This window comes from Aeromonas sp. MR19 (assembly GCF_963899305.1).
Taxonomy (GTDB): domain Bacteria; phylum Pseudomonadota; class Gammaproteobacteria; order Enterobacterales; family Aeromonadaceae; genus Aeromonas; species Aeromonas bestiarum.
Window position 1 is genome coordinate 1,023,118 of sequence record NZ_CAWQWZ010000011.1, and the last position, 23,391, is coordinate 1,046,508.

General features: G+C 62.5%; 22 protein-coding genes and 1 pseudogene. 14 read left to right on the top strand and 9 right to left on the bottom strand.

Annotated features, from left to right (window positions below; translation table 11 throughout):
* The first annotated feature begins 37 nt into the window (after nucleotides 1-37).
* Together AACQ95_RS10345 and AACQ95_RS10350 are read left to right on the top strand one after the other, a co-directional pair.
* On the top strand, nucleotides 38-727 hold the full coding sequence (locus tag AACQ95_RS10345; protein WP_043555117.1) for a response regulator: 690 nt from the start codon (nucleotides 38-40) through the stop codon (nucleotides 725-727).
* On the top strand, nucleotides 724-2,166 hold the full coding sequence (locus AACQ95_RS10350; RefSeq protein WP_241278529.1) for an ATP-binding protein: 1,443 nt from the start codon (nucleotides 724-726) through the stop codon (nucleotides 2,164-2,166). Before AACQ95_RS10345 ends, AACQ95_RS10350 begins: the two co-directional genes overlap by 4 nt.
* Before the next feature lie 78 nt (nucleotides 2,167-2,244).
* On the opposite strand, the gene rloA3 is transcribed toward AACQ95_RS10350, so the two are convergent.
* Nucleotides 2,245-2,751, bottom strand: coding sequence for a retropepsin-like aspartic peptidase RloA3 (gene rloA3, locus AACQ95_RS10355; RefSeq protein WP_241278530.1), 507 nt, complete (start codon nucleotides 2,749-2,751; stop codon nucleotides 2,245-2,247).
* A gap of 393 nt (nucleotides 2,752-3,144) precedes the next feature.
* Between rloA3 and AACQ95_RS10360 the strand changes: the two genes are divergently transcribed.
* From AACQ95_RS10360 to AACQ95_RS10380, 5 genes are all read left to right on the top strand, one after another.
* A complete protein-coding gene (locus AACQ95_RS10360; RefSeq protein ID WP_042867634.1) occupies nucleotides 3,145-4,188 on the top strand; it encodes a GMP reductase in 1,044 nt (347 codons plus the stop codon).
* 93 nt (nucleotides 4,189-4,281) lie between these two features.
* The gene (gene earP / locus AACQ95_RS10365; protein ID WP_241278531.1) at nucleotides 4,282-5,493 is read left to right on the top strand and encodes an elongation factor P maturation arginine rhamnosyltransferase EarP; all 1,212 of its coding nucleotides are present in this window, start codon (nucleotides 4,282-4,284) and stop codon (nucleotides 5,491-5,493) included.
* Nucleotides 5,494-5,538: 45 nt separating this feature from the next.
* Nucleotides 5,539-6,105: an elongation factor P gene (gene efp, locus AACQ95_RS10370; protein ID WP_042867629.1), complete on the top strand. Its 567-nt coding sequence runs from the start codon at nucleotides 5,539-5,541 to the stop codon at nucleotides 6,103-6,105.
* A gap of 119 nt (nucleotides 6,106-6,224) precedes the next feature.
* On the top strand, nucleotides 6,225-6,989 hold the full coding sequence (locus AACQ95_RS10375) for a DUF3530 family protein (RefSeq protein ID WP_043555110.1): 765 nt from the start codon (nucleotides 6,225-6,227) through the stop codon (nucleotides 6,987-6,989).
* 128 nt (nucleotides 6,990-7,117) lie between these two features.
* Complete coding sequence (locus AACQ95_RS10380) at nucleotides 7,118-8,074, top strand: D-2-hydroxyacid dehydrogenase (protein WP_241278532.1); 957 nt, start codon at nucleotides 7,118-7,120, stop codon at nucleotides 8,072-8,074.
* Nucleotides 8,075-8,154: 80 nt separating this feature from the next.
* Here AACQ95_RS10380 and AACQ95_RS10385 read toward each other — a convergent pair whose 3' ends face one another.
* Together AACQ95_RS10385 and AACQ95_RS10390 are read right to left on the bottom strand one after the other, a co-directional pair.
* Complete coding sequence (locus tag AACQ95_RS10385; protein ID WP_241278533.1) at nucleotides 8,155-8,625, bottom strand: YMGG-like glycine zipper-containing protein; 471 nt, start codon at nucleotides 8,623-8,625, stop codon at nucleotides 8,155-8,157.
* 210 nt (nucleotides 8,626-8,835) lie between these two features.
* Entirely contained in the window at nucleotides 8,836-10,395 is a 1,560-nt protein-coding gene (locus AACQ95_RS10390) for a sensor domain-containing diguanylate cyclase (protein ID WP_241278534.1), read from the bottom strand.
* Nucleotides 10,396-10,683: 288 nt separating this feature from the next.
* Here AACQ95_RS10390 and AACQ95_RS10395 point away from each other — a divergent pair, with 288 nt between their 5' ends.
* Nucleotides 10,684-11,286, top strand: a complete 603-nt coding sequence (locus tag AACQ95_RS10395; RefSeq protein WP_103470961.1) for a nitroreductase family protein — start codon at nucleotides 10,684-10,686, stop codon at nucleotides 11,284-11,286.
* Between the two features lie 57 nt (nucleotides 11,287-11,343).
* Here the strand turns inward: AACQ95_RS10395 and AACQ95_RS10400 are convergent, their stop codons facing one another.
* Nucleotides 11,344-11,997 carry an HAD-IA family hydrolase gene (locus AACQ95_RS10400; protein ID WP_241278535.1) on the bottom strand — a complete coding sequence of 218 codons (654 nt, stop codon included), beginning with the start codon at nucleotides 11,995-11,997 and terminating at the stop codon, nucleotides 11,344-11,346.
* Nucleotides 11,994-12,239 carry a hypothetical protein gene (locus tag AACQ95_RS10405; protein ID WP_043135721.1) on the bottom strand — a complete coding sequence of 82 codons (246 nt, stop codon included), beginning with the start codon at nucleotides 12,237-12,239 and terminating at the stop codon, nucleotides 11,994-11,996. The genes AACQ95_RS10400 and AACQ95_RS10405 overlap by 4 nt, the downstream gene beginning before the upstream one ends.
* A gap of 114 nt (nucleotides 12,240-12,353) precedes the next feature.
* Here AACQ95_RS10405 and AACQ95_RS10410 point away from each other — a divergent pair, with 114 nt between their 5' ends.
* Entirely contained in the window at nucleotides 12,354-13,262 is a 909-nt protein-coding gene (locus tag AACQ95_RS10410; protein WP_043555101.1) for a LysR family transcriptional regulator, read from the top strand.
* Between the two features lie 45 nt (nucleotides 13,263-13,307).
* Here the strand turns inward: AACQ95_RS10410 and AACQ95_RS10415 are convergent, their stop codons facing one another.
* From AACQ95_RS10415 to AACQ95_RS10430, 4 genes are all read right to left on the bottom strand, one after another.
* Nucleotides 13,308-14,264 carry a sensor domain-containing diguanylate cyclase gene (locus AACQ95_RS10415; protein WP_241278536.1) on the bottom strand — a complete coding sequence of 319 codons (957 nt, stop codon included), beginning with the start codon at nucleotides 14,262-14,264 and terminating at the stop codon, nucleotides 13,308-13,310.
* Nucleotides 14,265-14,526: 262 nt separating this feature from the next.
* Nucleotides 14,527-15,177: a cold-shock protein gene (locus tag AACQ95_RS10420; RefSeq protein ID WP_241278537.1), complete on the bottom strand. Its 651-nt coding sequence runs from the start codon at nucleotides 15,175-15,177 to the stop codon at nucleotides 14,527-14,529.
* Between the two features lie 118 nt (nucleotides 15,178-15,295).
* Nucleotides 15,296-15,862, bottom strand: coding sequence for a cysteine hydrolase family protein (locus AACQ95_RS10425; RefSeq protein ID WP_241278669.1), 567 nt, complete (start codon nucleotides 15,860-15,862; stop codon nucleotides 15,296-15,298).
* A gap of 33 nt (nucleotides 15,863-15,895) precedes the next feature.
* A complete protein-coding gene (locus tag AACQ95_RS10430) occupies nucleotides 15,896-17,059 on the bottom strand; it encodes an FAD-dependent monooxygenase (protein WP_241278538.1) in 1,164 nt (387 codons plus the stop codon).
* Between the two features lie 267 nt (nucleotides 17,060-17,326).
* Here AACQ95_RS10430 and miaB point away from each other — a divergent pair.
* The 5 genes and pseudogenes from miaB to lnt all read left to right on the top strand — a co-directional run.
* Nucleotides 17,327-18,754, top strand: a pseudogene (gene miaB, locus AACQ95_RS10435) (tRNA (N6-isopentenyl adenosine(37)-C2)-methylthiotransferase MiaB); the annotation flags it as partial.
* A gap of 140 nt (nucleotides 18,755-18,894) precedes the next feature.
* Nucleotides 18,895-19,935 (top strand): PhoH family protein, encoded by a 1,041-nt coding sequence (locus AACQ95_RS10440; protein WP_241278539.1) that lies wholly within the window; start codon nucleotides 18,895-18,897, stop codon nucleotides 19,933-19,935.
* Nucleotides 19,932-20,402, top strand: coding sequence for an rRNA maturation RNase YbeY (gene ybeY / locus AACQ95_RS10445; protein WP_241278540.1), 471 nt, complete (start codon nucleotides 19,932-19,934; stop codon nucleotides 20,400-20,402). Before AACQ95_RS10440 ends, ybeY begins: the two co-directional genes overlap by 4 nt.
* A 303-nt stretch (nucleotides 20,403-20,705) precedes the next feature.
* On the top strand, nucleotides 20,706-21,590 hold the full coding sequence (gene corC, locus AACQ95_RS10460; protein WP_042034712.1) for a CNNM family magnesium/cobalt transport protein CorC: 885 nt from the start codon (nucleotides 20,706-20,708) through the stop codon (nucleotides 21,588-21,590).
* Between the two features lie 285 nt (nucleotides 21,591-21,875).
* On the top strand, nucleotides 21,876-23,372 hold the full coding sequence (gene lnt, locus AACQ95_RS10465) for an apolipoprotein N-acyltransferase (protein WP_157774610.1): 1,497 nt from the start codon (nucleotides 21,876-21,878) through the stop codon (nucleotides 23,370-23,372).
* Nucleotides 23,373-23,391: the final 19 nt, after the last annotated feature.

Here is a 23,391-nt window from a genome sequence, read left to right on the forward strand (position 1 = left end):
CATACTGGTGGGCAGCGTCGTTTAAGGGGGAGTGACTATGCGGATCCTGTTGGTCGAAGATGATGTGATGCTGGGCGATGGCATGGTGGATGCCCTGCGCAGCAGTGGCTACACGGTGGATTGGCTGCAGCAGGGGCTGCCCGCCCTGTCGGTGCTCAAGAGCGAGGAGTTTGCGGCCCTTATTCTGGATCTCAACCTGCCGGACATCGACGGCATCAGCCTGCTGCGCAAGCTGCGCCGGGAAGGCCAGACACTGCCCGTGCTGATCCTCACCGCCCGCGACGCCCTGGACGACCGGGTACTGGGGCTGGATGCGGGCTCCGACGACTACATGGTCAAGCCCTTCGCCCTGCAGGAGCTCAACGCCCGCCTGCGCGCCCTGGTGCGACGCAGCAAGGGCCAGGCCCAGGCGATGCTGGAATATGGCGAGCTGCAGCTCTATCCCGAGTCTCAGCAGGTCATCTATCGGGGCGAGCCGGTCAAGCTGACCCCCCACGAATACAAGCTGTTGCAGGAACTCATCACCCAGAGCGGCCGGGTACTGAGCAAGGATCAGCTGCAACAGAGCCTCTACGGCTGGGATGAGGGGGCCGAAAGCAATGCTGTGGAGGTCCATATCCACCACCTGCGCAAGAAGTTCTACAGCGACCTCATCCGCAACATTCGCGGGGTCGGCTACATCATTCCCCAGCTTGAGCAGGCCCAACGCCGGGACGGCCGGGCATGACGAGTCCCCGCTCCATCCGCCGTTTTCTGCTCTCCGGCATACTGGCGCTGGTCAGCGTCAGCCTGGCCATCAGCGCCCTCATCGGCTATCTGGAGGCCAGCCACGAGATGGAGGAGCTGTTCGATGCCCGCCTCGCCCAGTCTTCCCGCATCACCAATCAGCTGCTCAGCCGCTATCTGGAGCAAAATGGCGAGCTGCCCGCCAACGGCACCGTCTACGAAGATTGGGAGCAACACAACCCGGATCAGTGGCAGAAGGACACCAGCCTCAATCTGAGCGGCGAAGACAGGGAGCTGACCCCCTTCGGCCACGAGTTCGAACGCAACCTCTACTTCCAGCTGCTGAACGAACAGGGCAGCATATTGCTGCGCTCCCCCAGCGCCCCCAGCCAGCCACTGGTCGAACTGGCGCCCGGCTTCAACACGGTCGAGAAAGACCAGCATCAGTGGCGCACCTTCACCCTCTACAACCGGGACGAACATACCTGGCTGGTGGTGGCGGAGCGGGACGACGAGCGCAGCGAACTGGCCAGCAAGATGGCCACCCTGACCATGCTGCCGCTGCTCATCACCTTGCCCTTCCTGCTCGGCCTGCTGTGGTGGCTCATCTCCCGCGGCCTGGCACCGTTGCGACTGCTGGCCCAGGCCATAGGCGAACGCCACCCCGCCAACCTGAGCCCGCTCAACCTGAAGATCCGCGCCCAGGAGCTGACCCCGCTCACCAACGAGATCAACCGCCTGATGCACGCCCTGGCCGACACCATAGAGCGGGAGAAACAGTTCACCAACGAGGCGGCCCACGAGCTGCGCACCCCGCTGGCGGTGCTGCGCATCCACAGCGAAAACGCGCTGGCAGCCGAGGATGACGCCAGCCGCGAGCAGTCGTTGCAAAAGATGCTGCTGGCGCTCGATCGCAGCGATCGCCTGCTGCGCCAGCTGCTGACCCAGGCCCGTATCGACAACCAGCAGGGGCTGGAGCTGACCGAGCTCAATCTGAACCAGCTGCTGCAAGGCACCCTGGCCACCCTGGCCCCCATAGCCCTGAAAAAGGATCAGCAGCTGTCACTGGAGGGGCCGGAGCAGCTCACAGTGATGGGGCAAGCCACCCTGCTGGACCTGATGTTCAGCAACCTCATCGACAATGCGTTGCGCTACACCCAGGCGCAGGGCGAGATAGCGGTCGAGGTGCGGCACGAAGGCAACAGGGTCAGGGTCGATATCCGCGACAACGGCCCCGGCATCCCCACCGCCGCCCTGTCACGCCTGTGCGAGCGCTTCTTTCGGGTCAATCCCCAGCAAGGAGACGGGGTCGGCCTCGGCATGGCCATCGTCTCGCGCATCGCCCAGCTGCACGGCGCGGATCTGGACATCCACAACCGGTCAGAGGGAGGACTGGAGGTAAGCGTGCTGCTGCCCGTGCCGCCGCAGCCTTCTTCATGATACCGCCTCGGCGCGCATGGAAAACGGGGGCCTGAGCCCCCGTTTCTGTTGTTTGCAGCGCCTCTGGCGCGACACCACTCAGCGGCAGCCGGGCTGCACAGTGAAGGTACGGCTCGAATCCACCGCTCCCAGATCCGCCAGCAGACGGCGACCGAGCAGCACCGGATAGATCATCTTGCTGCGATCCCGCAGGGTGAACCACTCCTCATACACCTTGTCGCCCAGGCAGATGGACATGGTGACCGTGGGGCGCTGCTCCATGCCGCCGGCGCCTCGCACCGTCACCATGTGCTCCACCGGCCGCTCCAGGGTCTGGCGCACCTGCCGGTCGGTATTGGCATCCGTCACCTGCAGGGTAAAGCGCACCCAGGGTTTGCCATCGCGCTTGAAGTGGTGCAGATCCCGCGCATCCATCGAGGAGGTGAGCGCCCCGGTATCCAGCTTCATCTTCACCGCCACGCCGCTTGGCATGATGAGCCCCTTCTCGATCCAGCCATACACGGCGGGAGCCGAGGCTGCATGGGCAGCCCCCGGCAGGGAGAGGCAGGCCAGCAGCAACAGCGGCATCATTCGCGATCCAAACATGTCAGTTCCTCGTCCAGACAGGGCCCAGGCTGGCCCGAGAGGCCCAGAATGGGGATGCAAACGGCGGCTGTCAACTGGCGAAGCGCGGCGGCAGACGGACTTGTTCCGCCCGCGTCGAAGGCGCGACATGGGCTGGTAAAAAGGCGTGATTGAGGAGTGTGTTCGCGGGGAGGTTCAGGCCGAAAAGCGGTGTTGGATGACACCCGAGGCTGCGCTCAGGTTGTGACGCCAAAGGCTAACACAATGATGAGTGAATTATCAGTCTTGTTCTGGCGGGATTTTTGCCTACACTGTTGTAAACCGGAGGCCATGAAAACCGCCGGTTTTTTTGCGCCTGCCGAAAATTGACCACTGCAAAAGTGACTTTCAACAAGGCTCAATAAGGAATTCGTCATGCGTATCGAAGAAGACTTGAAGCTCGGTTTCAAGGATGTTCTGTTCCGCCCCAAGCGCTCCACTCTCAAGAGCCGTTCCCAAGTCAGCCTGACCCGTCAGTTCACCTTCAAGCACACCCAGACTCAATGGCAGGGCGTTCCCGTCATCGCCGCCAACATGGATACCGTCGGCAGCTTCGCCATGGCCAGAACCCTGGCCGGCTTCGAGATGATGACAGCAGTCCACAAGCACTACAGCCTTGCGCAGTGGCAAGCCTTCGTGAACGAGACAGACCCGGCGCTGCTGGGCCATGTGATGGTATCGACCGGCACCTCCGAAGAGGACTTCATCAAGACCCGCCAGATCCTGGCCATGTCGGCGGCCCTGCGCTTCATCTGCGTGGACGTGGCCAACGGCTACTCCCAGCACTTCGTCGAGTTCCTGCGCAAAATACGTGAAGCCTGCCCGAACCACGTCATCCTGGCCGGCAACGTGGTCACAGGCGAGATGGTGGAGGAGCTGATCCTCTCCGGCGCCGACATCGTCAAGGTCGGCATAGGCCCGGGCTCTGTCTGCACCACCAGGGTCAAGACAGGGGTCGGCTACCCCCAGCTCTCCGCCATCATAGAGTGCGCCGATGCGGCCCACGGCCTCGGTGGCCAGATCGTCGGTGACGGCGGCTGCACCTGCCCGGGTGACGTGGCCAAAGCCTTCGGCGGCGGCGCCGACTTCGTGATGCTGGGCGGCATGCTGGCAGCCCACGAGGAGTGCGGCGGCGAAGTGGTGGACGTGGATGGCACCCCCTTCATGAAGTTCTACGGCATGAGCTCATCGAGTGCCATGGACAAGCACGCCGGCGGCGTCGCCGACTATCGTGCCTCAGAGGGCAAAACCGTGCTGCTGCCCTACCGCGGCCCGGTCGAGAACACGGTGCGCGACATCCTGGGCGGCGTGCGCTCCACCTGCACCTACGTCGGCGCCAGCCAGCTCAAAGAGCTGACCAAACGCACCACCTTTATCCGGGTGCGCGAGCAAGAGAACAACGTCTACGGCAAGGAGTAACCTGCCGCAGCCACCGTCACGCGCTGACGGTTAGAAGCCAGCCAACCGGTGTGCTACCCTGCGCACCGGTTTTTTGCATCTGGATGCCCTGACATGACCAGCCCCCTCCCCCCGTTTGACTGGGATATCTTCTGCTGCGTAGTGGACAACTTCGGCGACATAGGTGTCACCTGGCGACTGGCCCGCCAGCTGAAACAGGAAGGAGAGCTCCCGACGCACGGCAATGAGGTCCAAGTGCGACTCTGGGTGGACGATCTGGCGAGCTTCGCCCGCATCTGCCCGGGACTCGATCCCGCGCAAGATGGCCAGTGGGTCGCGGGCATCTATATCCAGCACTGGCACGACGCGCTGCCGGTGGATGTGATCCCGGCAAAGGTGGTCATAGAGGCGTTCGCCTGCGAACTGCCCACTCCCTTCATCGAGCGCATGGCCAGCCAACCCAGGCCCCCCTGCTGGATCAATCTGGAGTACCTCTCGGCCGAATCCTGGGTCGAGGATTGCCACGGCCTCGCCTCGCCGCAACGTCTCGTTAACCAGAGCCTCGGCGACCTGAGCCTCAACAAATACTTCTTCTTCCCGGGCTTCACCCCTAAAACCGGCGGCCTCTTGTGCGAGCGGGGGCTCATCGCCGAACGTGAACAGTGGCAACAGGATAAGGCCGGTCTTGCGGCCTATTGGGCCGGCCTGGGCCTGCCACCTCAAGCGAACGACGAGCTGAGGGTCAGCCTCTTTACCTATGAGAGCGATGCGCTGCTGAGTCTGGTCAACAGCTGGTGCCAGAGCCCAACCCCCGTCACCCTGTTGCTGCCCCTCGGCCGCTCCCTCGATGACGTGCTGCGCGGCGCCGGCCTTGAGAGCGCCATCACCACCGCGCAAGCGGGGGACCTGCTGCATTCGGGCAATCTGCGCATCAAGCTGCTGCCCATGACAGATCAGGCCGGTTACGATCGGCTGCTGTGGAGCTGCGATCTCAATCTGGTGCGCGGCGAGGACTCCTTCGTGCGGGCCCAGTGGGCAGGTCGCCCCTTCCTGTGGCACATCTACCCGCAGGAAGAGCAGGCCCACATGGTCAAGCTGGACGGTTTTCTCGATCACTATCTGGCAGACTTGCCCGCGGACACGGCCCAGTGGTTGCGCGCCTTCAGCCACGCCCTCAATCAGGGGGAAGAGACCCGCGAACTTTGGGCCCAATGGCCGCGATACGGTGCCATTTGGCGGCAACATGCGCGAAGCTGGTCACAGAAGCCACTCGCGGACGGGGATCTCGTCACGCGGTTGGTGAAATTTTTAGAAAGCCGTATATAATCTGGCAGTTTTTATCCGTCCGTTTCACGAACAGGAATTTTTTACATGAAAACCGCACAGGAAATCCGCGCTGGTAACGTAGTCATGATCGGCACCGAGCCGATGGTGGTCCAGAAGGCTGAGTTCAACAAATCCGGCCGTAACTCCGCCGTGGTCAAGATGAAACTGAAGGGTCTGCTCAACGGTAGCGCGACCGAGACCGTATTCAAGGCCGACGACAAGCTGGACGTGGTTCAGCTGGAGCGTAAAGAGTGCACCTACTCTTACTTCTCCGACCCTCTGTATGTCTTCATGGACACCGAGTACAACCAGCACGACGTTGAGAAAGACAACCTGGGTGACGTGCTGAACTACCTGGTAGACGGCATGGAAGACATCTGCGAAGTGACTTTCTACAACGAGAAAGCCATCTCCGTCGAACTGCCGACCACTATCGTGCGTGAAGTCGAGTACACAGAGCCGGCCGCCCGTGGCGACACCTCAGGCAAAGTGACCAAGCCTGCCCGTCTGAAGGGCACCACCTACGAGCTGGCTGTTGCTGCTTTCGTAGAGATCGGTGACAAGATCGAAATCGACAGCCGCACCGGCGAATTCAAGCGTCGCATCTCCTGATCGACCCCTTGAGTTGAATGCAAAAAAGCGAGCCAATGGCTCGCTTTTTTATTGATGCCATACCCGAGCTTCAGAAAACCGGCCCCGTGCCGCTAACCCAGTTAACCGGGGAGCGCACTATGGCCAGATTATCCTTATCACTGCTGTTACTGACCCTGCTGGCAAGCCAGGCTTCGCAGGCCAGCGATGTCGCGCCCCCCGTCGCCGAGCCACAGCCCCTCGACTACTGGCAAAACAGCGACTGGCAGGGGCTGCCCAACAGCACCCAGATAGACAAGCAGACTGTGCTGTTTGCCAAGCACGACAGCGACAGCTATGTCGGGCTGGCGATCCTGCTGCCGGACTGGCAGCGCAGCGGCCAGCTGTGGCAGCTGACCCGGGCCCTCGGCCGGCTCGGCTTCGATACCCTGCTGCTGCTCCCCTCCCCCCAGCAGATTGAGCTGGATCCCGCCGCCGAGAAGAAGCAGCAGGCCATCGATGACTTTCGCAAGCAGTTTGCCACCCGCATCAGCAAGCTGGGGGACGCCAAGCTGCAGGAGGGGGGCTTCAAGCTGATACTAGCGCAGGGCACCAGCGCCGCCTGGGCCACCAACCTCATCGCCAGCGAACAGTTGCCCGCCCCGGATGCCCTGGTGCTGCTGGACGGCTTCTTCCCCAACCAGCAGAGCAACCAGACCCTGGCCAAGCAGGTGGCCCAGGCCACCATGCCGACCCTGGATCTCTATCAGGAAGCGGGCGGCCGCTGGCCTCTGCTCGCCGCCGAGGCCCGCCAGAGCGAGAGCCGCCGCAGCCACAAGCTCAACTACCGTCCCTACGCCCTGATGGAGCTGGATGAGACGCCAACCCGCATTCAGGGCTGGCTCACCCACCTCGGCTGGCTCTGAGCCCTGCCGCAGCACCAAAATGCTGCCTGCCTCACATCCGTCGCGATCGGATCGCCGCTGAGCCCGTTCGGGCTGGCCCCCGAGTGCCCATGTTTGGCATCATGTCCGCACCAATGGCAGGAGGCGTCATGCAGCAAATTGTGTTTCTCGACAGCGATACCCTGGATGCGGGTGTCACCCTGCACCATCCCGGCTTCCCCCACCACTGGCAGAGCCATCCGAGCACAGATCCCGAACAGGTGGTGGAGCGGCTCCGATGCGCCAGCATCGCCATCATCAACAAGGTGCGCATCGGCGCCACCGAGCTGGCCCAGCTGCCGGATCTGAGACTCATCGCCCTGGCTGCCACCGGCAGCGACAACGTGGATCTGGAGGCGTGCCGCGCCGCCGGGGTCGGGGTGTGCAACATCCGCAACTACTCGGGCCCCTCGGTGCCGGAGCACGCCATGGCGCTGATGCTGGCCCTGTCGCGCAATTTGTTCGCCTGGCGCCAGTCCCTGCTGGAGGGGCGCTGGCAGCAGAGCGGCCAGTTCTGCTTCTTCGATCATCCCATCATGGATCTGCACGGCAAGCGGCTCGGCATCATAGGCAAGGGTACCCTGGGCCAGGCGCTTGGCGAGCGGGCCAGGGGGATCGGCATGGAGGTGCGCTACGCCCAGAGCCAGGTGGGGGGCAGTCACGATGAGGATCGGCTGCCGCTGGACGCGCTGCTGCAAAGCGCGGATGTGATCAGCCTGCACTGCCCGCTCACCCCCTATAACCGCCATCTGATAGGCGAGCGGGAGCTGGCGCTGATGAAACCGGGCGCCCTGCTGATCAACGTGGGTCGCGGCGGCCTGGTGGATGAAGAGGCCTTGCTGCGGGCACTGGCCAACGGCCGGCTCGGTGGCGCCGGCTTCGATGTGGCGAGCGTCGAGCCGCCGCCCCCCGATCACCCGCTGATGCAGGCCCTGCAATACCCCAACTTCATCCTGACCCCGCACGTGGCCTGGGCCAGCGAGGAGTCGATGCAGCGCCTCGCGGATCAGCTGATCGACAACATCAACGCCTTCGCCGAGGGACGACGCCAGCACCGGCTGGTGTGAGTCACACCATGCAAAAAGGGGCCTGTTGGCCCCTTTTGTCTATGCTCGCCACCATGGCGCGCCAGCCAGCACGGCTGACATCAGTCATCGTCGTGCCATCTGTGTTTCTTGTGCTTCTTGTGTTTCTTGTGGTACCTGTGCTCATCGTCGTAGTAGCGATCGTTGCTGCTCTTGTGACCGTCTCCCGTCTTGGCACCTATGGCCGAGCCGCTGGCGCCGCCGATGCCGGCACCGATCAGCTGACCCGTGCTGCCTCCCACGCTCTTGCCGATGGCCGCGCCACCCAGGGCACCGACGGCGCCCCCCAGGGCGGCTTCATTCTTGTTGCCCTTGTTGGCGGTGGCGGCGCCACCGGCCGCACCACCGACTGCCGCTCCCACCAGGGCGCCGGTATCGCCCCCCAGCTCCTTGCCTATCATGGTGCCCGCCACGCCACCGGCACCGCCGCCGAGTATGGTGTTGAGGGTTTCCGAGGCCTGCACTGCGCCGCTCGCCAGCAACAGGGAGCCCAACAGGGCCAGGGCGCTCATGCCGTGCTTTTTCATCTCCATGGGGTACTCCTGCCAAACCTGATTAATTTCCCCAAACTATACAATTCCCGACAAACGGCGCCACTGTCGCAGGAGAGCGACACACAGCCCCATCCACCTCGTCCAGGCTGACAAGTTAATTCGTAACACATTGAATTTATTTGCCAAAAAAGCACAAGAAGGAAACCGTATGCAGAAGGGGTCCAAGGTTGGCCGAGCGACGGAGATCACTTAACCGTTATCGCTCTGACAGGATCTGTCAGCACCCTCGCCCTGTCGGTTCCGCTCTGTCAGCGACCAGCAGTCGCGCCCCAGCCGCTTGCTCCGATAGAGACACTCGTCGGCCCGCTCGAACAGAAAGAGGGCATCATCCGGATAGTGGGCACCGCCCGCACTCAGGGTGACCTCTGCCCTGAACTCCCGCCACTGCTGATTGCGTACCCGGGCCAGCAGCTGGTTCAGCCGGGGCTCCAGCTCATGGCGCGTCCACGGCAGCAGGGCAGCAAACTCGTCCCCCCCGATCCGGTAGGCACTGCCGCTGCCAAGCTCGGCCACCATCAGCTCGGCCACCCGGCAGAGCACGCCATCCCCCACGCTGTGGCCCCAGCTGTCGTTGATGCATTTGAAATTGTCCACATCGAACAGCACCAGCCAGTGGGACGTCCGATTTGCTTCCAGCTCACTGCGGCGCTGGGTAAAGGCGCGCCGGTTCATGATGCCGGTGAGGGGATCGTGCAGCAGCGCATCCTGTCCCTGCAGGAAGCTGGTGCGGACCTGCTCTATCTCGCTGAGGCTGTTGCGTACAAACCAGGTTTTCAGATGGAGCGAAGGCTTGGGGCAACAGGGGGCTTGCACTATGCCGGTCAGCGAACCCGAGACCAGCGCCTGCTCCTGACGGAACACCCGCACCAGGAAATTGATGCTGCAAAACCAGATGATGAAGAGGGAGAGCAGCGGCAGCACCACCATCAGCAGGGCCTCGTAGAGGCTGTCACGAAACAGGGCGGGAGGCAGATAGATGTTGAGGTCCCAGTCTATGTCCTCCAGCTCGCGCCTCAGGTGGCTGCCATGCCAGATCACATCCAGCCCCAGCAGATGGGGCTCTGTCATCGCGTGGGCCCTGTCATAGAGCGCCATCTTGCTGCCCACCAGCAGACGGTTGCTGCCCCGCTGGCTGAGGTAGATGGCCGCCTGGTTGCTGCCCATGGCCCGTTGCAGCGCCTGCTGAATGGCGTTGAACGACATGTCCACCATCAGGAGGCCGAGCAGCTTGCCCTCATCATCCTTCACCCGCTTGATCAGGGTGAGGATGCGCTCGTGGGAACTGTACTCCTGATAGGGGCCAAACCAGACCAGCTCGTCCCCTTTCATCGACAACACCCGGTACCAGGGGCGCAGGGCGGCGCTGTATTCGGCTGGCTGCACCCAGAGGGGATAACTGCTGATCCGATCGAAGCGGGAGTTGTAGAAGTAGATGTAGTGATCGTCCCGCTTGATCTGATGGGCTATGGCCCAGATCGGGTTGTCGGCGGGCTCGCCACGGGCGATGGCGGCCTTGTCCAGCGATGCCTCCAGCACGGCCAGCTGACGCTGGTTGGCCAGCACCAGCTCGTGAATGAGCGCCGCCTCTATGGAGGAAATCATGTGACCGTAACCGGCCATCGTCTTGTCTATGCTGCGCAGATAACTGACCGCAGCCAGGGTCAGGGTGGCGACCAGCACCAGAGCGCCCAGCAGGAAGGAGCACGAGGTCAACACATAGTAGCGCCGGTTGAGCACCCACTGGATCATCATAGCTCCCTGAAAACAGCCGACGTGACAGGATTTTATGGTGAACATGCCGGGTTAATCATTGATTGAAATCAGCTGAATGAGGGCTAGTTGACAAGAAACATAAAGATGCGAGGTGGCTCATCCAGACCACGCATATGAATATCCACAAAAAGTAAAAACAGTGACCACTGTGCGTTGACGGTTCAGCGGGAAGGGGGTGTTATAGTCTATAGCTTGAACAATCGGAGCCGGATGGCCTTCTTGCTGGCCGCCGAATGCGATTTTCTGTCAAACCAAGGAGATGTTATGAGCAGTCCGTTTATCGAACAGATCAAAGTACGTCGTACCATCTATGCCCTGGGCGACCAGGTCTCCCACACGCCGGAGCAGCTCACGGCCCTGATCCAGGATGCCATCAAGCACAGCCCCTCCTCCTTCAACTCCCAAACCTCCCGTGCCGTCATTTTGTTTGGCGCCCAGCACCACAAGCTGTGGGATATCGTCAAGGCGGAGCTGAAGAAAATAGTGCCGCCAGAGGCCTATGCCCAGAGCGAAGCCAAGGTGGATGGCAGCTTCCGCGCCGGTTTCGGTACTGTGCTCTTCTTCGAAGACACGGATGTGATCAAGGATCTGCAACAGAAATTCGCCCTCTATGCCGACAACTTCCCCATCTGGTCCGAACACGGCACGGGCATCGCCCAGTTTGCGGTCTGGACCAGCCTGGCACAGGAAGGGGTTGGTGCTTCCCTGCAGCACTACAATCCGCTGATCGACGAAGCGGTGCGCAAGGAGTGGAACCTGCCCGCGAGCTGGCTGCTGCGTGCCCAGATGCCCTTTGGCAGCATCAAGCAGCCGGCCGGTGACAAGACCTTCATGGACGACGCAGTGCGTTTTCGCGTCTTCAAGTAACCCGACTCGTCATCCCAAGCCCCCGCTCGCCGGGGGCTTTTTGTTGGCGGCGCCCCATCAGATCAGCAGCGTCACCTGCAACGCGCCCTCCACCCCATCACCCACACTCACCTGGCGCCAATCCTGGATCACCGCCGCCACGGCCGGATCGAGCCGCCGGTTGCCACCGACCTGCACCACGGTGCAACCGGCCCGCAGGGCACTCTCTATGCCAGCCGGTGCATCCTCGAACACCAGACAGTCGGCGGGGGCAACCCCGAGCCGCGTCGCGGCCAGCAGATAGGGCTCGGGATCCGGCTTGCCCCGCATCACGTCTTCCGCCCCCACCAGCAGGGCCGGCAGTGGCAGACCTGCGCTCGCCAGCCGATGGCGGGCGACCCTCTGACTGGCGGAGGTCACCAGCGCCCAGCGCTCGATGGGCACGCTGGCCAGCACGGCCCGGCACCCCATGATGGCCTCGCCGCGCCCCGTGTGATGGATCTCCATCTCATCGAGCAGGGCCACCTCCTGCGCCATGTCCAGCTGAGGTGCCAGGGCCCGGATCACCTCCCGCGAGCGCAGGCCGTGACACATGGCCAGCACGGGCTCGGGCGCCAGCTGATGACGTCGACACCAGAGCCGCCACACGGTTTCCACCTCGCCGGTGGAGTGAACCAGGGTGCCGTCCATGTCCAGCAGCAGGGCGGCGGCCCGCAGGGTGAGCCGGGTCATGACGGGGCTCCAGCCAGCACGGGCTCAGCCCCTGCCAGCACGCTGGCGAGGGCCGACTGCTGGGCCGCCTGCTCATAACAGGCCAGCGCCTGCTCGGCATTGCCCGCCCAGACCTGCTGGGGGGCCACCACAAATCCCTGTTGCAGCAGGCTCGCCAGCAGCTCTCCCGTCTCCGGCGCCGCCAGAGGCTGGGCCATCACCAGGGTTCCCTTGATCAAAAACAGATAGCGTTCGCTAGACATGACATGGCTCCTCGTTGTGCGTCAGGCGGGCAGATGGCCCGTTACGAGACCATTAGAACAAGGCGGTTAGATAATTTATAATCAATAAATCGCCACATTGGATAACCAAATGGAATGAAATTCGACTTGAGGCAACTGCAGGCGTTCGTGATGCTGGCCGAGACCGCCAACTACCGGGAGGCCGCCAGCCGGCTGTTCATCACCCAGCCGGCACTGACCAAGCAGATCCAGGGGCTGGAGCTGGCGCTAGGCAGCACGCTGTTCAACCGGGGGCGCCACGGCGCCGAACTGACCGCCATGGGGGCACAGCTGCTCACCCAGGCCAGCGCACTGGTCGAACACGGCAAGGGGTTTGAGCGCCACGCCCTGGCGCTGGCGAGCGGCATAGCCGGGCGGCTCAAAATTGGCTTCGGGCTGTCGAGCTTCGCGCTGGCCCCTTCGCTGGTCGCCCGTTTCAAGCAGCAGGTACCCGATGTGATGGTGCATCTGCAGGACATGACCTCCGCCATCCAGCACGAGCGATTGCTGTCGGGTCAGTTGCAGCTGGGATTCATGCGCCGGCCGCACGCGCCGCAACTGCGGGAGCACAGGCTGCTGACCGACCGGCTGGTGCTGGCCGTGCCCAGCCAGATGACGGGGCCGGATCCGGCTGCGTTCGACGTGGAGTGGGCGCTGGCCCATCAACCGCTGTTGCAGATGGTCGGGCACCGCTGCCCGGGCCTCAGCCAGCAGATCGCCAGCTTCCTCGGCGCCAACCGGCTGACCGGCATGGTGCAGGAGGCGGAAGATATCCAGACTCTGGTCGCCCTGGTGGCCGCCGGCATAGGCAACGCCATATTGCCCCGCAGCGTCAGCTTCATTGCGGGCCAGGATGTTACCCTCTATCCCCTGTCCGGCCCCTGGTCAGAATGGGAAATCAGCCTGGTCTGGAATCCGGCATTTGCCGATCCCATCCGCGATCGTTTCCTGCAACTGGTCATGGCGGCGCATCCCACGCCATGCTCGGCCGTGCCCGAGCGCTGAGGCGGCTTATGCGCAAAAAAAAGCCCCATCAAGGGGCTGTGGTGCTCAAGGGGCGGGTAATGGCGGACAGCCGACGCTGTGGCAGCGATTCTTGCCCCCCTTTTTGGCCATATAGAGCGCCATGTCGGCCGCTGCCAGCAGCTCGTTCTCCGAGCCCGGCAGTTGCTCAGGGATCTGGGTGGCAATGCCGATGCTGGCACTGAGTCGGGCATCACCCGCCTCCTCGGTACTCAAGGCGTGGATCCCTAGGCGGATCGCCTCCCCCATCCGCAAGGCGGCCTCCTTGCCGGTATTGCCGAGGACCAGCGCAAATTCATCGCCCCCGAACCGACTTGGCAAGTCTGCTGGCCGCTGGCAAAAGGCGTTGAGCAGGTGGCCCACCTGCAGCAGGAAATCATCCCCGACCTGATGGCCGAAGCGATCGTTGCACGCCTTGAAGTTGTCCAGATCCAGCATGATGAAGGAGATGGGCGTACGCTCCCGCATGCTGCGGCGCCACTCGTTATGCAGGAAGCTGTTGAACAGACGCCGGTTGGCCAGGCCGGTCAGGGGGTCGTGCTGGGAGAGGTGGGTCACGTCCAGCTCCTGCAACTTGCGCTCCGTGATGTTGATGTGGGCTATGGTGTAAAACTCGACATCCACCCCCAGCACGGGAGAGACACGCATCATGAACCAGCGCTGGATATCCGGGCTGTGGCAGGGATACTCCAGAGAGAAGTGCTCCTGCTCACCACACAGCACGCGGCGGATCCCCTCTGCCGCCATCAGAACCAGAGGATCGACCAGGCTGTCGAACACCCTCAGATAGTTGACCCCCAGCCAGTTGTACCCTGGCGGCATGCCGTTTTGCTCGGCAAACCGGTTCCAGGCGAGATTGGTATAGTGGATCACCCCATCCCGATCAATCACGGATATCTGGTCTTCCAGCGAGTTCAGCAGCGCAGACAGGTATTGCGCCCGATCGGAAAAGTGAAACAGAGAGCCCCGAAAATCATCCACCATGACCGTCATCCTGAAATGAAAACGCCAAGCAAAAATTAGAGACAAATGAGTCATCACCAGAAGTAAAGCAGCCCTGACTCACTTAGCCAAATGCCGTCACCGGCCACAGAGGAACAAGGGGATGGCCCCTTCTCCCCGACCGTGATGACCCTTCAGGATAAAAGAGCCCTTGATTATCAACCTGTTAGTCGCGGCAACAATTGATCAATCCGGCCTCAGTGGCCACACGACTTAGTCGCGGCGGCGAGCGAACAGGCCGGGCTCAGTGACCACACCACTGACTTTCACAAGGAATGCCATTGCCTCTCCCTCTGCCATCCATCTTGGTATTGGGGCAATTTTGCAAAAACCAGGTCGCCTCCTCGCAGGAGGTCATCTGGGAGCAGTACTGCCGACCGTCGCACTGACGGACGAAGGTGGGGCTGTATGAGCTGCCGGCCTCCTCCTGACTGAAAGAGGAAACCGGCAAGGGGGCCATCGACTCGGCCGAGAAGCGGGAGTAGACAGAAAACAGACCCGCCAGCACCAGCAGGGGGATCAACTTGCCGCGCCAGTTGCTCTTGCGGCGATAGGAGGGGCCAGGGCCGGGCCTGGACGAAACGGCTGGCTGTGCTCCCCTGGCCGCGGGTCGGCGGACCGCGTCCTTGCCGGGCAAGGGGGGCGCTGAGGTATCAGCCAGCGACAGCGGCCGGTCGGGAAAGAACACCTGCACGGCCCTGGGCTTGTCGTCCTTGCCCCTGCCTATCTGGTAGGAGACCCGCTCCCCCGCCTCGGGCAGCCGGCCATCGGATTGCAGCGCCGAGATATGCACGAACAGCTCGCGCCCTTGCTGCTCGCCCCCCTGCTGCTCCGGCGTGATAAAGCCGAAGCCTCGCGCCTCGTTCCAGCTCGCGATCCGTCCCTGATAACGCATGCCTCATCCTTGTGGCCATCAATGCTGACTCCATGTTGCCCTAAAACGGCGCCGGCTCAACAGGGGACTGGCGACAAAATGTCAAAATAGTGAGCGAAAACAGCCTTGACCGGCGGGATCACGCCAGCTGGGCCACCTTGATGATCTCGGCGATGCGGCCTAGCATCCGCAGCGAGCCCTGGTGCTCGCTGGCGTCGGCGGCGGCGCAGGCATCCTCCAGTATGGTGATGGCGTAGTCCCGATCGTGGCCGTCCCGGGCCGCAGCCTGAATGGCCCAGCTGGTGCTGACCCCGCACAGATAGAGGTGACCGATGCGATTGGCCCGCAGCGCCGGCTCCAGCGCGGTGCCATAGAAGGGGCTGACCCTGGGCTTGGTCAGCACCAGATCGCCGGGTTGCACGTCGAGGTCGGGGTGAAAGTCGGTGCCGCTGTCCGCCAGGGAGAGCGCACCAAACTGATTGGTCCGACCAAACATGGGAGACCCCTTGGGTTGCAGCAGGTAGCCGCCGTCAAAGCCGACCTTGATCAGGATCACCAGCCAGCCGTGGGCACGGGCATGGGCCAGCGCCTGATTGGCATGGGTGATGGCATCCTGCTCCAGCACATGGGCCGCCGAGGCGGCGATGCGCCCGTCCGGATGGGCTATGTCGTTGATAAAATCGATCGCCAGCAGTGCCTTGTTCATCATCTCTGCTCCCTCGTGATGGTGCCCGGCGCCTTATACCAGCCCCAATGCGTAGCGCAGCGCCATCTCCTTGAGCGGGCCTGCCTTGTCCGCCAGATTGAGGGCCAGATTGCGGGCCAGCTTGAGCGGCCCTATCTCGTTGCTGAACACACCATAGAAGAGATCCATCCCCGACTGCATCAACAGGTTGTCGGGACGACGGCGACGCTCGTAGCGCTCCGCCAGGGCCGGCTGATGCCAGTCGGCGCCCGCCTTTTCCAGCAACCCGGCCCAGCAGGCCACGTCCTTGAAGCCGAGGTTGACCCCCTGCCCCGCCAGCGGGTTGATGGTGTGGGCGGCATCGCCGAGCAGCAGCACCCGACCGGCGTGATAGTCGTTGGCGTGGCGCCGCACCAGCGGGAAACTCCCCTTGGCCGTGACGGTGAAGCCGCCGAGCCGAGCCGGAAAGTGGCGATGCACCTCCTCCCCCAGCTTCTCGTTGCTCATGGCCGACAGGGCGCGGATGCGGGCCGGGCTGTCATACCACACCAGGGAGCCGTGCCGGCCGGGCAGCGGCAGGAAGGCACGCGGGCCGCTCGGGGTGAACTGCTGCCAGGTGATGTCTTCCTGTTCGAAGTCGGTATCGATATTGATCAGCATGCAGTGCTGACGATACTCGAAGCGCGACACGCCTATGCCCGCCAGCCGGCGCATCTGGGATTCGGCGCCGTCGCAGGCCAGCACCCAGCGGGCGGCCAGCTCTGTGCCATCGTCCAGGGTCAGCACCGCCTCATCGGCGCGCTGGCGCAGACTCGTCACCGCCGCCGGGGTATGGGTCTGGATAGTGGGGAAATCTTCCATCCTCTTGAGCAGGGCCAGCTGCACCAGCCGGTTCTCTATGATGTAACCGAGCTGGGGCAGGCCGAGAGCGGCCGCGTCGAAGCGGGTGGAAAAACCATCCAGCTCCCAGGTTTCCAGCCGGCGGTAGGGACAGAGCCGCATCTGCTGCAGGTGTTGCCAGGCACCGGCCTGCTCCAGCAGCGCCACCGAGGCCTGGCTGATGGCGGAGACCCGCAGATCCAACGGCTGCTGTGGGGCGTATTGCTCGGGCAATTGGGTCTCTATGACCCGAATGGAGAGGCCCTGCGCCGCCAGCAGACAGGCGGTGGCGGCGCCGACCATGCCGGCGCCGACGATGGCGATATCACACTGTTCCATAACTTGATTCCTGAAAGGGGACGCCCCGGACAAGGGTTGGCGGGGTAAAACCGAATGGGGACATGATACCGCAAGGGACCGGCAGAAACAGTGAGACAAATTGCGAATTGCCGCGCCAAATCAAGGAGAAAGCCCGAGCAAATAGCGGCTGTCCAGGAGGGAGAGAGACCCATGACGGGCTGGATATTAGCTAGGCAGTATCCAGATTGCGGAGTAAAATACCCGGTCCTTTGACCATGCCGATTTCAAAACAAGTCAAGAGAAGCAATGAGCAAGAAACTTCACATTAAAACCTGGGGTTGCCAGATGAACGAGTACGACTCGTCCAAGATGGCCGACCTGTTGGATGCCAGCAATGGCTATGAACTGACCGAGGAGCCCGAAGAGGCAGATGTCTTGCTGCTCAATACCTGCTCCATCCGCGAAAAAGCACAGGAGAAGGTGTTCCACCAGCTGGGACGCTGGAAAAAACTCAAGGCCAACAAGCCCGGTCTGGTGATCGGCGTGGGTGGCTGTGTCGCCTCTCAGGAGGGGGACAACATTCGCACTCGCGCCCCCTATGTGGATATCGTCTTCGGTCCACAGACACTGCATCGCCTGCCCGCCATGATCAAGCAGGTGCAGGAAGGGCGCGGTGCCCAGGTGGACATCGCCTTCCCCGAGATCGAAAAATTCGACAGCATGCCGGAACCCCGTGCCGAAGGCGCCACCGCCTTCGTCTCCATCATGGAAGGCTGCTCCAAATACTGCTCCTTCTGCGTGGTGCCCTACACCCGTGGCGAGGAGGTGAGCCGGCCGATGGACGACGTGCTCTACGAGATCGCCCAGCTCGCCGAACAGGGCGTGCGCGAGGTGAACCTGCTGGGCCAGAACGTCAACGCCTATCGGGGCCCGACCTTCGATGGCAGCATCTGCTCCTTCGCCGAGCTGCTGCGACTGGTGGCCGCCATCGATGGCATAGACCGCATTCGCTACACCACCAGCCATCCGATCGAGTTCACCGACGACATCATAGAGGTCTACAAGGACACGCCGGAAGTGGTCAGCTTCCTGCATCTGCCGGTGCAGAGCGGCTCCGACCGTATCCTGACCATGATGAAGCGCCCTCATACAGTGCTGGAGTACAAGTCCAAGATCCGTCGCCTGCGCGCCGCCCGTCCCGACATCACCATGAGTTCCGACTTCATCGTCGGCTTCCCGAACGAGACGGACGAGGATTTCGAGGCCACGATGAAGCTGATCGAAGAGATCAACTTCGACATGAGCTTCAGCTTCATCTACAGCCCGCGCCCCGGCACCCCGGCCGCCGACATGCCAGACGACGTCGACATGGAAGTGAAAAAGGCCCGCCTGGCCCGCCTGCAGCATGTCATCAACAACCAGTCGATGCAGATTGGCCGCGCCATGCTGGGCTCCACCCAGCGCATCCTGGTGGAAGGGCCGTCCCGGCTCGACCCCATGCAGCTGTGTGGCCGCACCGAGAACAACCGGGTGGTCAACTTCGAGGGGCAGCACACCCTGATCGGCGGCTTTGCCGACGTGGAGATCACAGAGGTGCGTCCCAACTCCCTGCGCGGTCGTTTTATCCGCGGCGAGGATGAGATGAATCTGCGCATCGCCACCGCCCCGCGCGAGATCCTGGCCCGCCGCCCGGATAACATACCAGACGAGCTGGGCGTTGCTGCGTTTACCCCCACCCCAAGCGAGATCCTGGTTAAATCCGACCGCCCGGATAACATACCGGACGAGCTGGGCGTTGCCGCGTTTACTCCCCACTAATCTCTTCGTGCCCATCCGGCCTGGCCTGATGGGCACTGCGTCAAAACGAGGATATTTTGAGCCGACACATCTCGACCCTGAACCTGCATCTGGAGCCCGCCGACAATCGGCGCCTCGCCAGCCTGTGCGGTCCCTTCGATGACAACATCAAGCAGCTGGAACGCCGCCTCGGCGTCGAGATCAGCTACCGTGACAGCCACTTCCAGCTGGTTGGCAAACAGGCCCAGCTGGATGCCGCGGCCGTCATCCTCAAGCACCTTTATGTGGAAACCCAGCCCCTCAAGGGCGGCAAGGTGACCGACATAGTGCCCGACATGGTGCACCTGGCCATTCAGGAGTCGCGGGTGCTGGAGCAGGACGACGAACCGGCCGCCGGCATTCCTTATGGCAAGGAGGTGACGGTCAAGACCAAACGCGGCCTCATCAAGCCGCGCAGCCCCAATCAGGCGCAGTACATCGCCAACATAGTCCAGCACGACATCAGCTTCGGCATAGGCCCGGCCGGTACCGGCAAGACCTATCTGGCGGTGGCCGCCGCCGTGGATGCGCTGGAGCGTCAGGAGATACGCCGCATCCTGCTGACCCGCCCGGCGGTGGAAGCAGGCGAGAAGCTGGGTTTTCTGCCCGGCGATCTCTCCCAGAAGGTCGATCCCTATCTGCGCCCGCTCTACGATGCCCTGTTCGAGATGCTGGGGTTCGAGCGGGTCGAGAAGCTGATGGAGCGCAACATCATCGAAGTGGCGCCGCTCGCCTATATGCGCGGTCGCACCCTCAATGACGCCTTCATCATCCTGGATGAGGCCCAGAACACCACCACGGAACAGATGAAGATGTTCCTGACCCGCATCGGCTTCAACTCCAAGGCGGTGGTCACCGGCGACATCACCCAGGTGGATCTGCCGCGCAGCACCAAGTCCGGCCTGCGCCACGCGCTGGAAGTGCTGCAAGGGGTCGACGGCCTGTCGTTCAACTTCTTTGAATCCAAAGACGTGGTACGCCACCCCGTGGTGGCCCGCATAGTGCAGGCCTATGAGGCGTTCGACGCCAGACAGGCCGAGTCCATCCCTGCCAAAGCCAATAAAGAGAGTGCCCAATGAGTGTGACCCTGGATCTGCAACTGGCCTGCGCTCAGGCGGAAGATCTGCCGAGCGAAACCAAGCTGCAAGGCTGGCTTGACGGCACCATACTCGGTTTCCAGACCGAGGCCGAAGTGACGGTGCGCATCGTCGACGAGGCGGAGAGCCGCGAGCTCAACCTCACCTACCGCGGCAAGGACAAGCCCACCAACGTGCTCTCCTTCCCATTCGAGGCGCCACCCGGCATGGAACTGCCGCTGCTCGGCGATCTCGTCATCTGCCGCCAGGTGGTGGAACAGGAGGCCGTCGAGCAGAACAAACCGCTGGAGGCCCACTGGGCCCACATGGTTGTGCACGGCAGTCTGCATCTGCTAGGTTATGACCATATCGAGGATGAGGAAGCCGAAGAGATGGAGCAGCTGGAGCGCGACATCATGCAAGAGCTCGGTTTTGCCGATCCTTATCAGGACGATGAAGTAACAGAGTAGACAGGAGAACAAAGCCGAAGAGATGGTGCCACGCCTGGAGCGCGACATCATGCAGGAGCTCGGTTTTGCCGATCCTTATCAGGACGATGAAGTAACAGAGTAGACAGGAGAACAAAGCCGAAGAGATGGTGCCACGTCTTGAACGCGGCATCATGCAGGAACTCGGTTTTGCCGATCCTTATCTGAACGACGAAGAGTAAAAGCGTAAAGGACGGGAGAGTCATCGTCTTGAAACAGCCGATGGCCATCCTTATATCACCAAGACAATTTCAAATGTGTTCAAGAGAGTAACCAAGAGAAAAAATGACCGACGATCACCCTAGTACCGGCTCGCCGAAGAAAACCTGGCTCGACAAACTCAGCCAACTCTTCCAGGGCGAGCCAAAAGACCGCAACGATTTGGTGGATGTGATAGCCGATGCCGAGGAGCGCGATCTTATCGATCAGGACACCAAGGACATGATTGAAGGCGTGCTCGAAATTGCCGAGCTGCGCGTTCGCGACATCATGATCCCCCGCTCCCAGATGGTCACCATAGAGAAGTCCCAGCCGGTGGACGACATCTTGCCGGTGATCATCGAATCCGGTCACTCCCGCTTTCCGGTGATCAACGAAGACAAGGATCATGTGGAGGGCATCTTGCTCGCCAAGGATCTGCTGCCGTTCGGTTTCGGCGGCCACCATGCCAGCGAGCCGCTGCAGCTCGAGAAAATATTGCGCCCTACGGTGATCGTGCCCGAGAGCAAGCGGGTCGACCGTCTGCTCAAGGAGTTTCGTGAAGAGCGCTACCACATGGCCATCGTGGTCGACGAGTTTGGTGGCGTCTCGGGTCTGGTGACCATTGAAGACATACTGGAGCTCATCGTCGGCGAGATCGACGACGAGTTTGATGACATCGAAGATGAGCCGGACGAGATCCGCCGCATCAGCAAACGGGTCTTCTCGGTCAGCGCCCTCACCGAGATCGAGGATTTCAACGACTTCTTCGGCACCCAGTTCAGCGATGAAGAGGTGGATACCGTGGGCGGTCTGGTGATGCACGCCTTCAGCCACCTGCCGAAAAAGGGCGAGGAGATAGAGCTGGACGGCTACCTGTTCAAGGTGATGCACGCCGACCGGCGCCGCCTGCAGCAGCTGCAGGTGAAGATCCCCGACAACCATGTCGCGGCCCAGTCTGAAGCCCAGTAAATCCAGCTCGGCCCCCGGCCAGCCGTGAAGCATCAGCGCCCCGCTCGTCGGGGCGCTTGCCATTTGCCACGGGGCAAGGCAACCATACCCTCCGACCCCGCACGTCATCCCCTGCCCGGCAGACCGCCCTTTATTTCCCAATCCCAGCCCGGTTGCGCCCGCCACAGCCGGGAGGCTCGCCGTTGACCGCATTTACAGGTTAAGATACCGGCCAATCAACCTGTTGCAGTCCAATCCGAGCCTCTATTGCCCGTGAAATCGAAACTCCTGACAAGCCTCTGTGCCATGGCATCCGGCGCGCTCGCCGTGCTGGCCTTCTCCCCCTTCAACTACTGGCCGCTGGTGATCCCGTCCCTGCTCGGCCTCTATGCTCTGCTGGACAAGGCCAGCCCCAAACAGGCGGCCTGGCGCGGCTTTGGCTATGCCATGGGGCTGTTCCTGCCGGGGCTCTGGTGGATCCACGTCAGCATGACCATGTTTGGCGGCATACCGCTGCCGGTCGCCTTCGTGCTGCTGGCCGGCCTGTCGGCCTATCTGGCGCTCTACCCGACCCTGGCCTGCTGGGCCTTCGCCCGCTTCTTCAGCGGTCGCCACTGGAGCCGCTGGCTGCTCGCCTTCCCGGCGCTCTGGCTGGTGGCAGACTGGCTGCGCGGCTGGGTGATGACAGGCTTCCCCTGGCTCTGGTTTGGTTACAGCCAGATCGACGGGCCGCTCAAGGGGCTGGCCCCCATCCTGGGGGTGCAGGGCATCACGCTGGCGCTGCTGCTGTCGGCCTCCGCCCTCTGGCTGGTGTGGCAGAGCCGCAAGCCGGTCTGGCTGCTGCTGCCCGTCGCGCTGATCGGTGCCGCTCAGGGGCTGATGCAGCTCAACTGGGTGACCCGAGGCGAGCCGGTCAAGGTCGCCCTGGTGCAGGGCAACATAGCGCAGTCCCTCAAATGGGATCCCGAGGCGCTGGTGCCGACGGTGCACACCTATCAGGATTTGAGCCGCGAGAACCAGGATGCCGACATCATCATCTGGCCGGAATCGGCGATCCCGGCCATCGAGAAGGAGATGGGCAACTACCTGGAGAGCCTGGACAAGGCGATGAAGGTGAATGACACCGGCCTGCTGGCGGGCATCATTCATTACGATTTCGAGCAGCAGCGTTTCTTCAATACCGTGCTGGGCATGGGGGTACAGGACGCGGACGGCAAGGAGTCCTATCACTACGAGCACCCGAACCGCTACTACAAGTACCACCTGCTGCCCATCGGTGAGTTCGTGCCGTTTGAAGATCTGCTGCGCCCCATAGCGCCCTTCTTCAACCTGCCCATGTCCTCCTTCAGCCGCGGGAATGAGCAGCAACCGAACCTGATCGCCAAGGGGCTCAAGTTCGCCGCCGCCATCTGCTACGAGATCATCTTCCCGGACGAGGTGCGCCGCAACGTGCAGCCGGATACCGACTTCCTGCTGACCGTCTCCAACGATGCCTGGTTCGGCACCAGTATCGGCCCCTGGCAGCACATGGAGATAGCCCGCATGCGCGCGCTGGAGCTGGCTCGCCCGCTGCTGCGCGACACCAACACCGGCATCACAATCGTCACCGAGATCGACGGCAGCATCATAGCCCAGCTCCCCCAGTTCGAGGCCGGGGTGCTGAGAGCCGAGGTGCGTCCCGCCCACGGTTCGACCCCCTACCTGCGCTTTGGCAGCTGGCCGCTGTACGGGCTGACCGCCCTGCTGCTCGGTCTGGCGCTGGCGCTGCGCCCCCGTGCCCACCCCTGGGCCCGCGAGCTCTGAACCGGCTCTCCGGTTCGTC

What these genes read in the sequence shown, in the direction of transcription:
- AACQ95_RS10345 (WP_043555117.1), top strand. Translation starts at nt 38, where the DNA reads ATGCGGATCCTGTTGGTCGAAGATGATGTGATGCTGGGCGATGGCATG.
- AACQ95_RS10350 (WP_241278529.1), top strand. Translation starts at nt 724, where the DNA reads ATGACGAGTCCCCGCTCCATCCGCCGTTTTCTGCTCTCCGGCATACTG.
- rloA3 (WP_241278530.1), bottom strand. Translation starts at nt 2,751, where the DNA reads ATGTTTGGATCGCGAATGATGCCGCTGTTGCTGCTGGCCTGCCTCTCC.
- AACQ95_RS10360 (WP_042867634.1), top strand. Translation starts at nt 3,145, where the DNA reads ATGCGTATCGAAGAAGACTTGAAGCTCGGTTTCAAGGATGTTCTGTTC.
- earP (WP_241278531.1), top strand. Translation starts at nt 4,282, where the DNA reads ATGACCAGCCCCCTCCCCCCGTTTGACTGGGATATCTTCTGCTGCGTA.
- efp (WP_042867629.1), top strand. Translation starts at nt 5,539, where the DNA reads ATGAAAACCGCACAGGAAATCCGCGCTGGTAACGTAGTCATGATCGGC.
- AACQ95_RS10375 (WP_043555110.1), top strand. Translation starts at nt 6,225, where the DNA reads ATGGCCAGATTATCCTTATCACTGCTGTTACTGACCCTGCTGGCAAGC.
- AACQ95_RS10380 (WP_241278532.1), top strand. Translation starts at nt 7,118, where the DNA reads ATGCAGCAAATTGTGTTTCTCGACAGCGATACCCTGGATGCGGGTGTC.
- AACQ95_RS10385 (WP_241278533.1), bottom strand. Translation starts at nt 8,625, where the DNA reads ATGGAGATGAAAAAGCACGGCATGAGCGCCCTGGCCCTGTTGGGCTCC.
- AACQ95_RS10390 (WP_241278534.1), bottom strand. Translation starts at nt 10,395, where the DNA reads ATGATCCAGTGGGTGCTCAACCGGCGCTACTATGTGTTGACCTCGTGC.
- AACQ95_RS10395 (WP_103470961.1), top strand. Translation starts at nt 10,684, where the DNA reads ATGAGCAGTCCGTTTATCGAACAGATCAAAGTACGTCGTACCATCTAT.
- AACQ95_RS10400 (WP_241278535.1), bottom strand. Translation starts at nt 11,997, where the DNA reads ATGACCCGGCTCACCCTGCGGGCCGCCGCCCTGCTGCTGGACATGGAC.
- AACQ95_RS10405 (WP_043135721.1), bottom strand. Translation starts at nt 12,239, where the DNA reads ATGTCTAGCGAACGCTATCTGTTTTTGATCAAGGGAACCCTGGTGATG.
- AACQ95_RS10410 (WP_043555101.1), top strand. Translation starts at nt 12,354, where the DNA reads ATGAAATTCGACTTGAGGCAACTGCAGGCGTTCGTGATGCTGGCCGAG.
- AACQ95_RS10415 (WP_241278536.1), bottom strand. Translation starts at nt 14,264, where the DNA reads ATGGTGGATGATTTTCGGGGCTCTCTGTTTCACTTTTCCGATCGGGCG.
- AACQ95_RS10420 (WP_241278537.1), bottom strand. Translation starts at nt 15,177, where the DNA reads ATGCGTTATCAGGGACGGATCGCGAGCTGGAACGAGGCGCGAGGCTTC.
- AACQ95_RS10425 (WP_241278669.1), bottom strand. Translation starts at nt 15,862, where the DNA reads ATGAACAAGGCACTGCTGGCGATCGATTTTATCAACGACATAGCCCAT.
- AACQ95_RS10430 (WP_241278538.1), bottom strand. Translation starts at nt 17,059, where the DNA reads ATGGAACAGTGTGATATCGCCATCGTCGGCGCCGGCATGGTCGGCGCC.
- ybeY (WP_241278540.1), top strand. Translation starts at nt 19,932, where the DNA reads ATGAGTGTGACCCTGGATCTGCAACTGGCCTGCGCTCAGGCGGAAGAT.
- corC (WP_042034712.1), top strand. Translation starts at nt 20,706, where the DNA reads ATGACCGACGATCACCCTAGTACCGGCTCGCCGAAGAAAACCTGGCTC.
- lnt (WP_157774610.1), top strand. Translation starts at nt 21,876, where the DNA reads ATGGCATCCGGCGCGCTCGCCGTGCTGGCCTTCTCCCCCTTCAACTAC.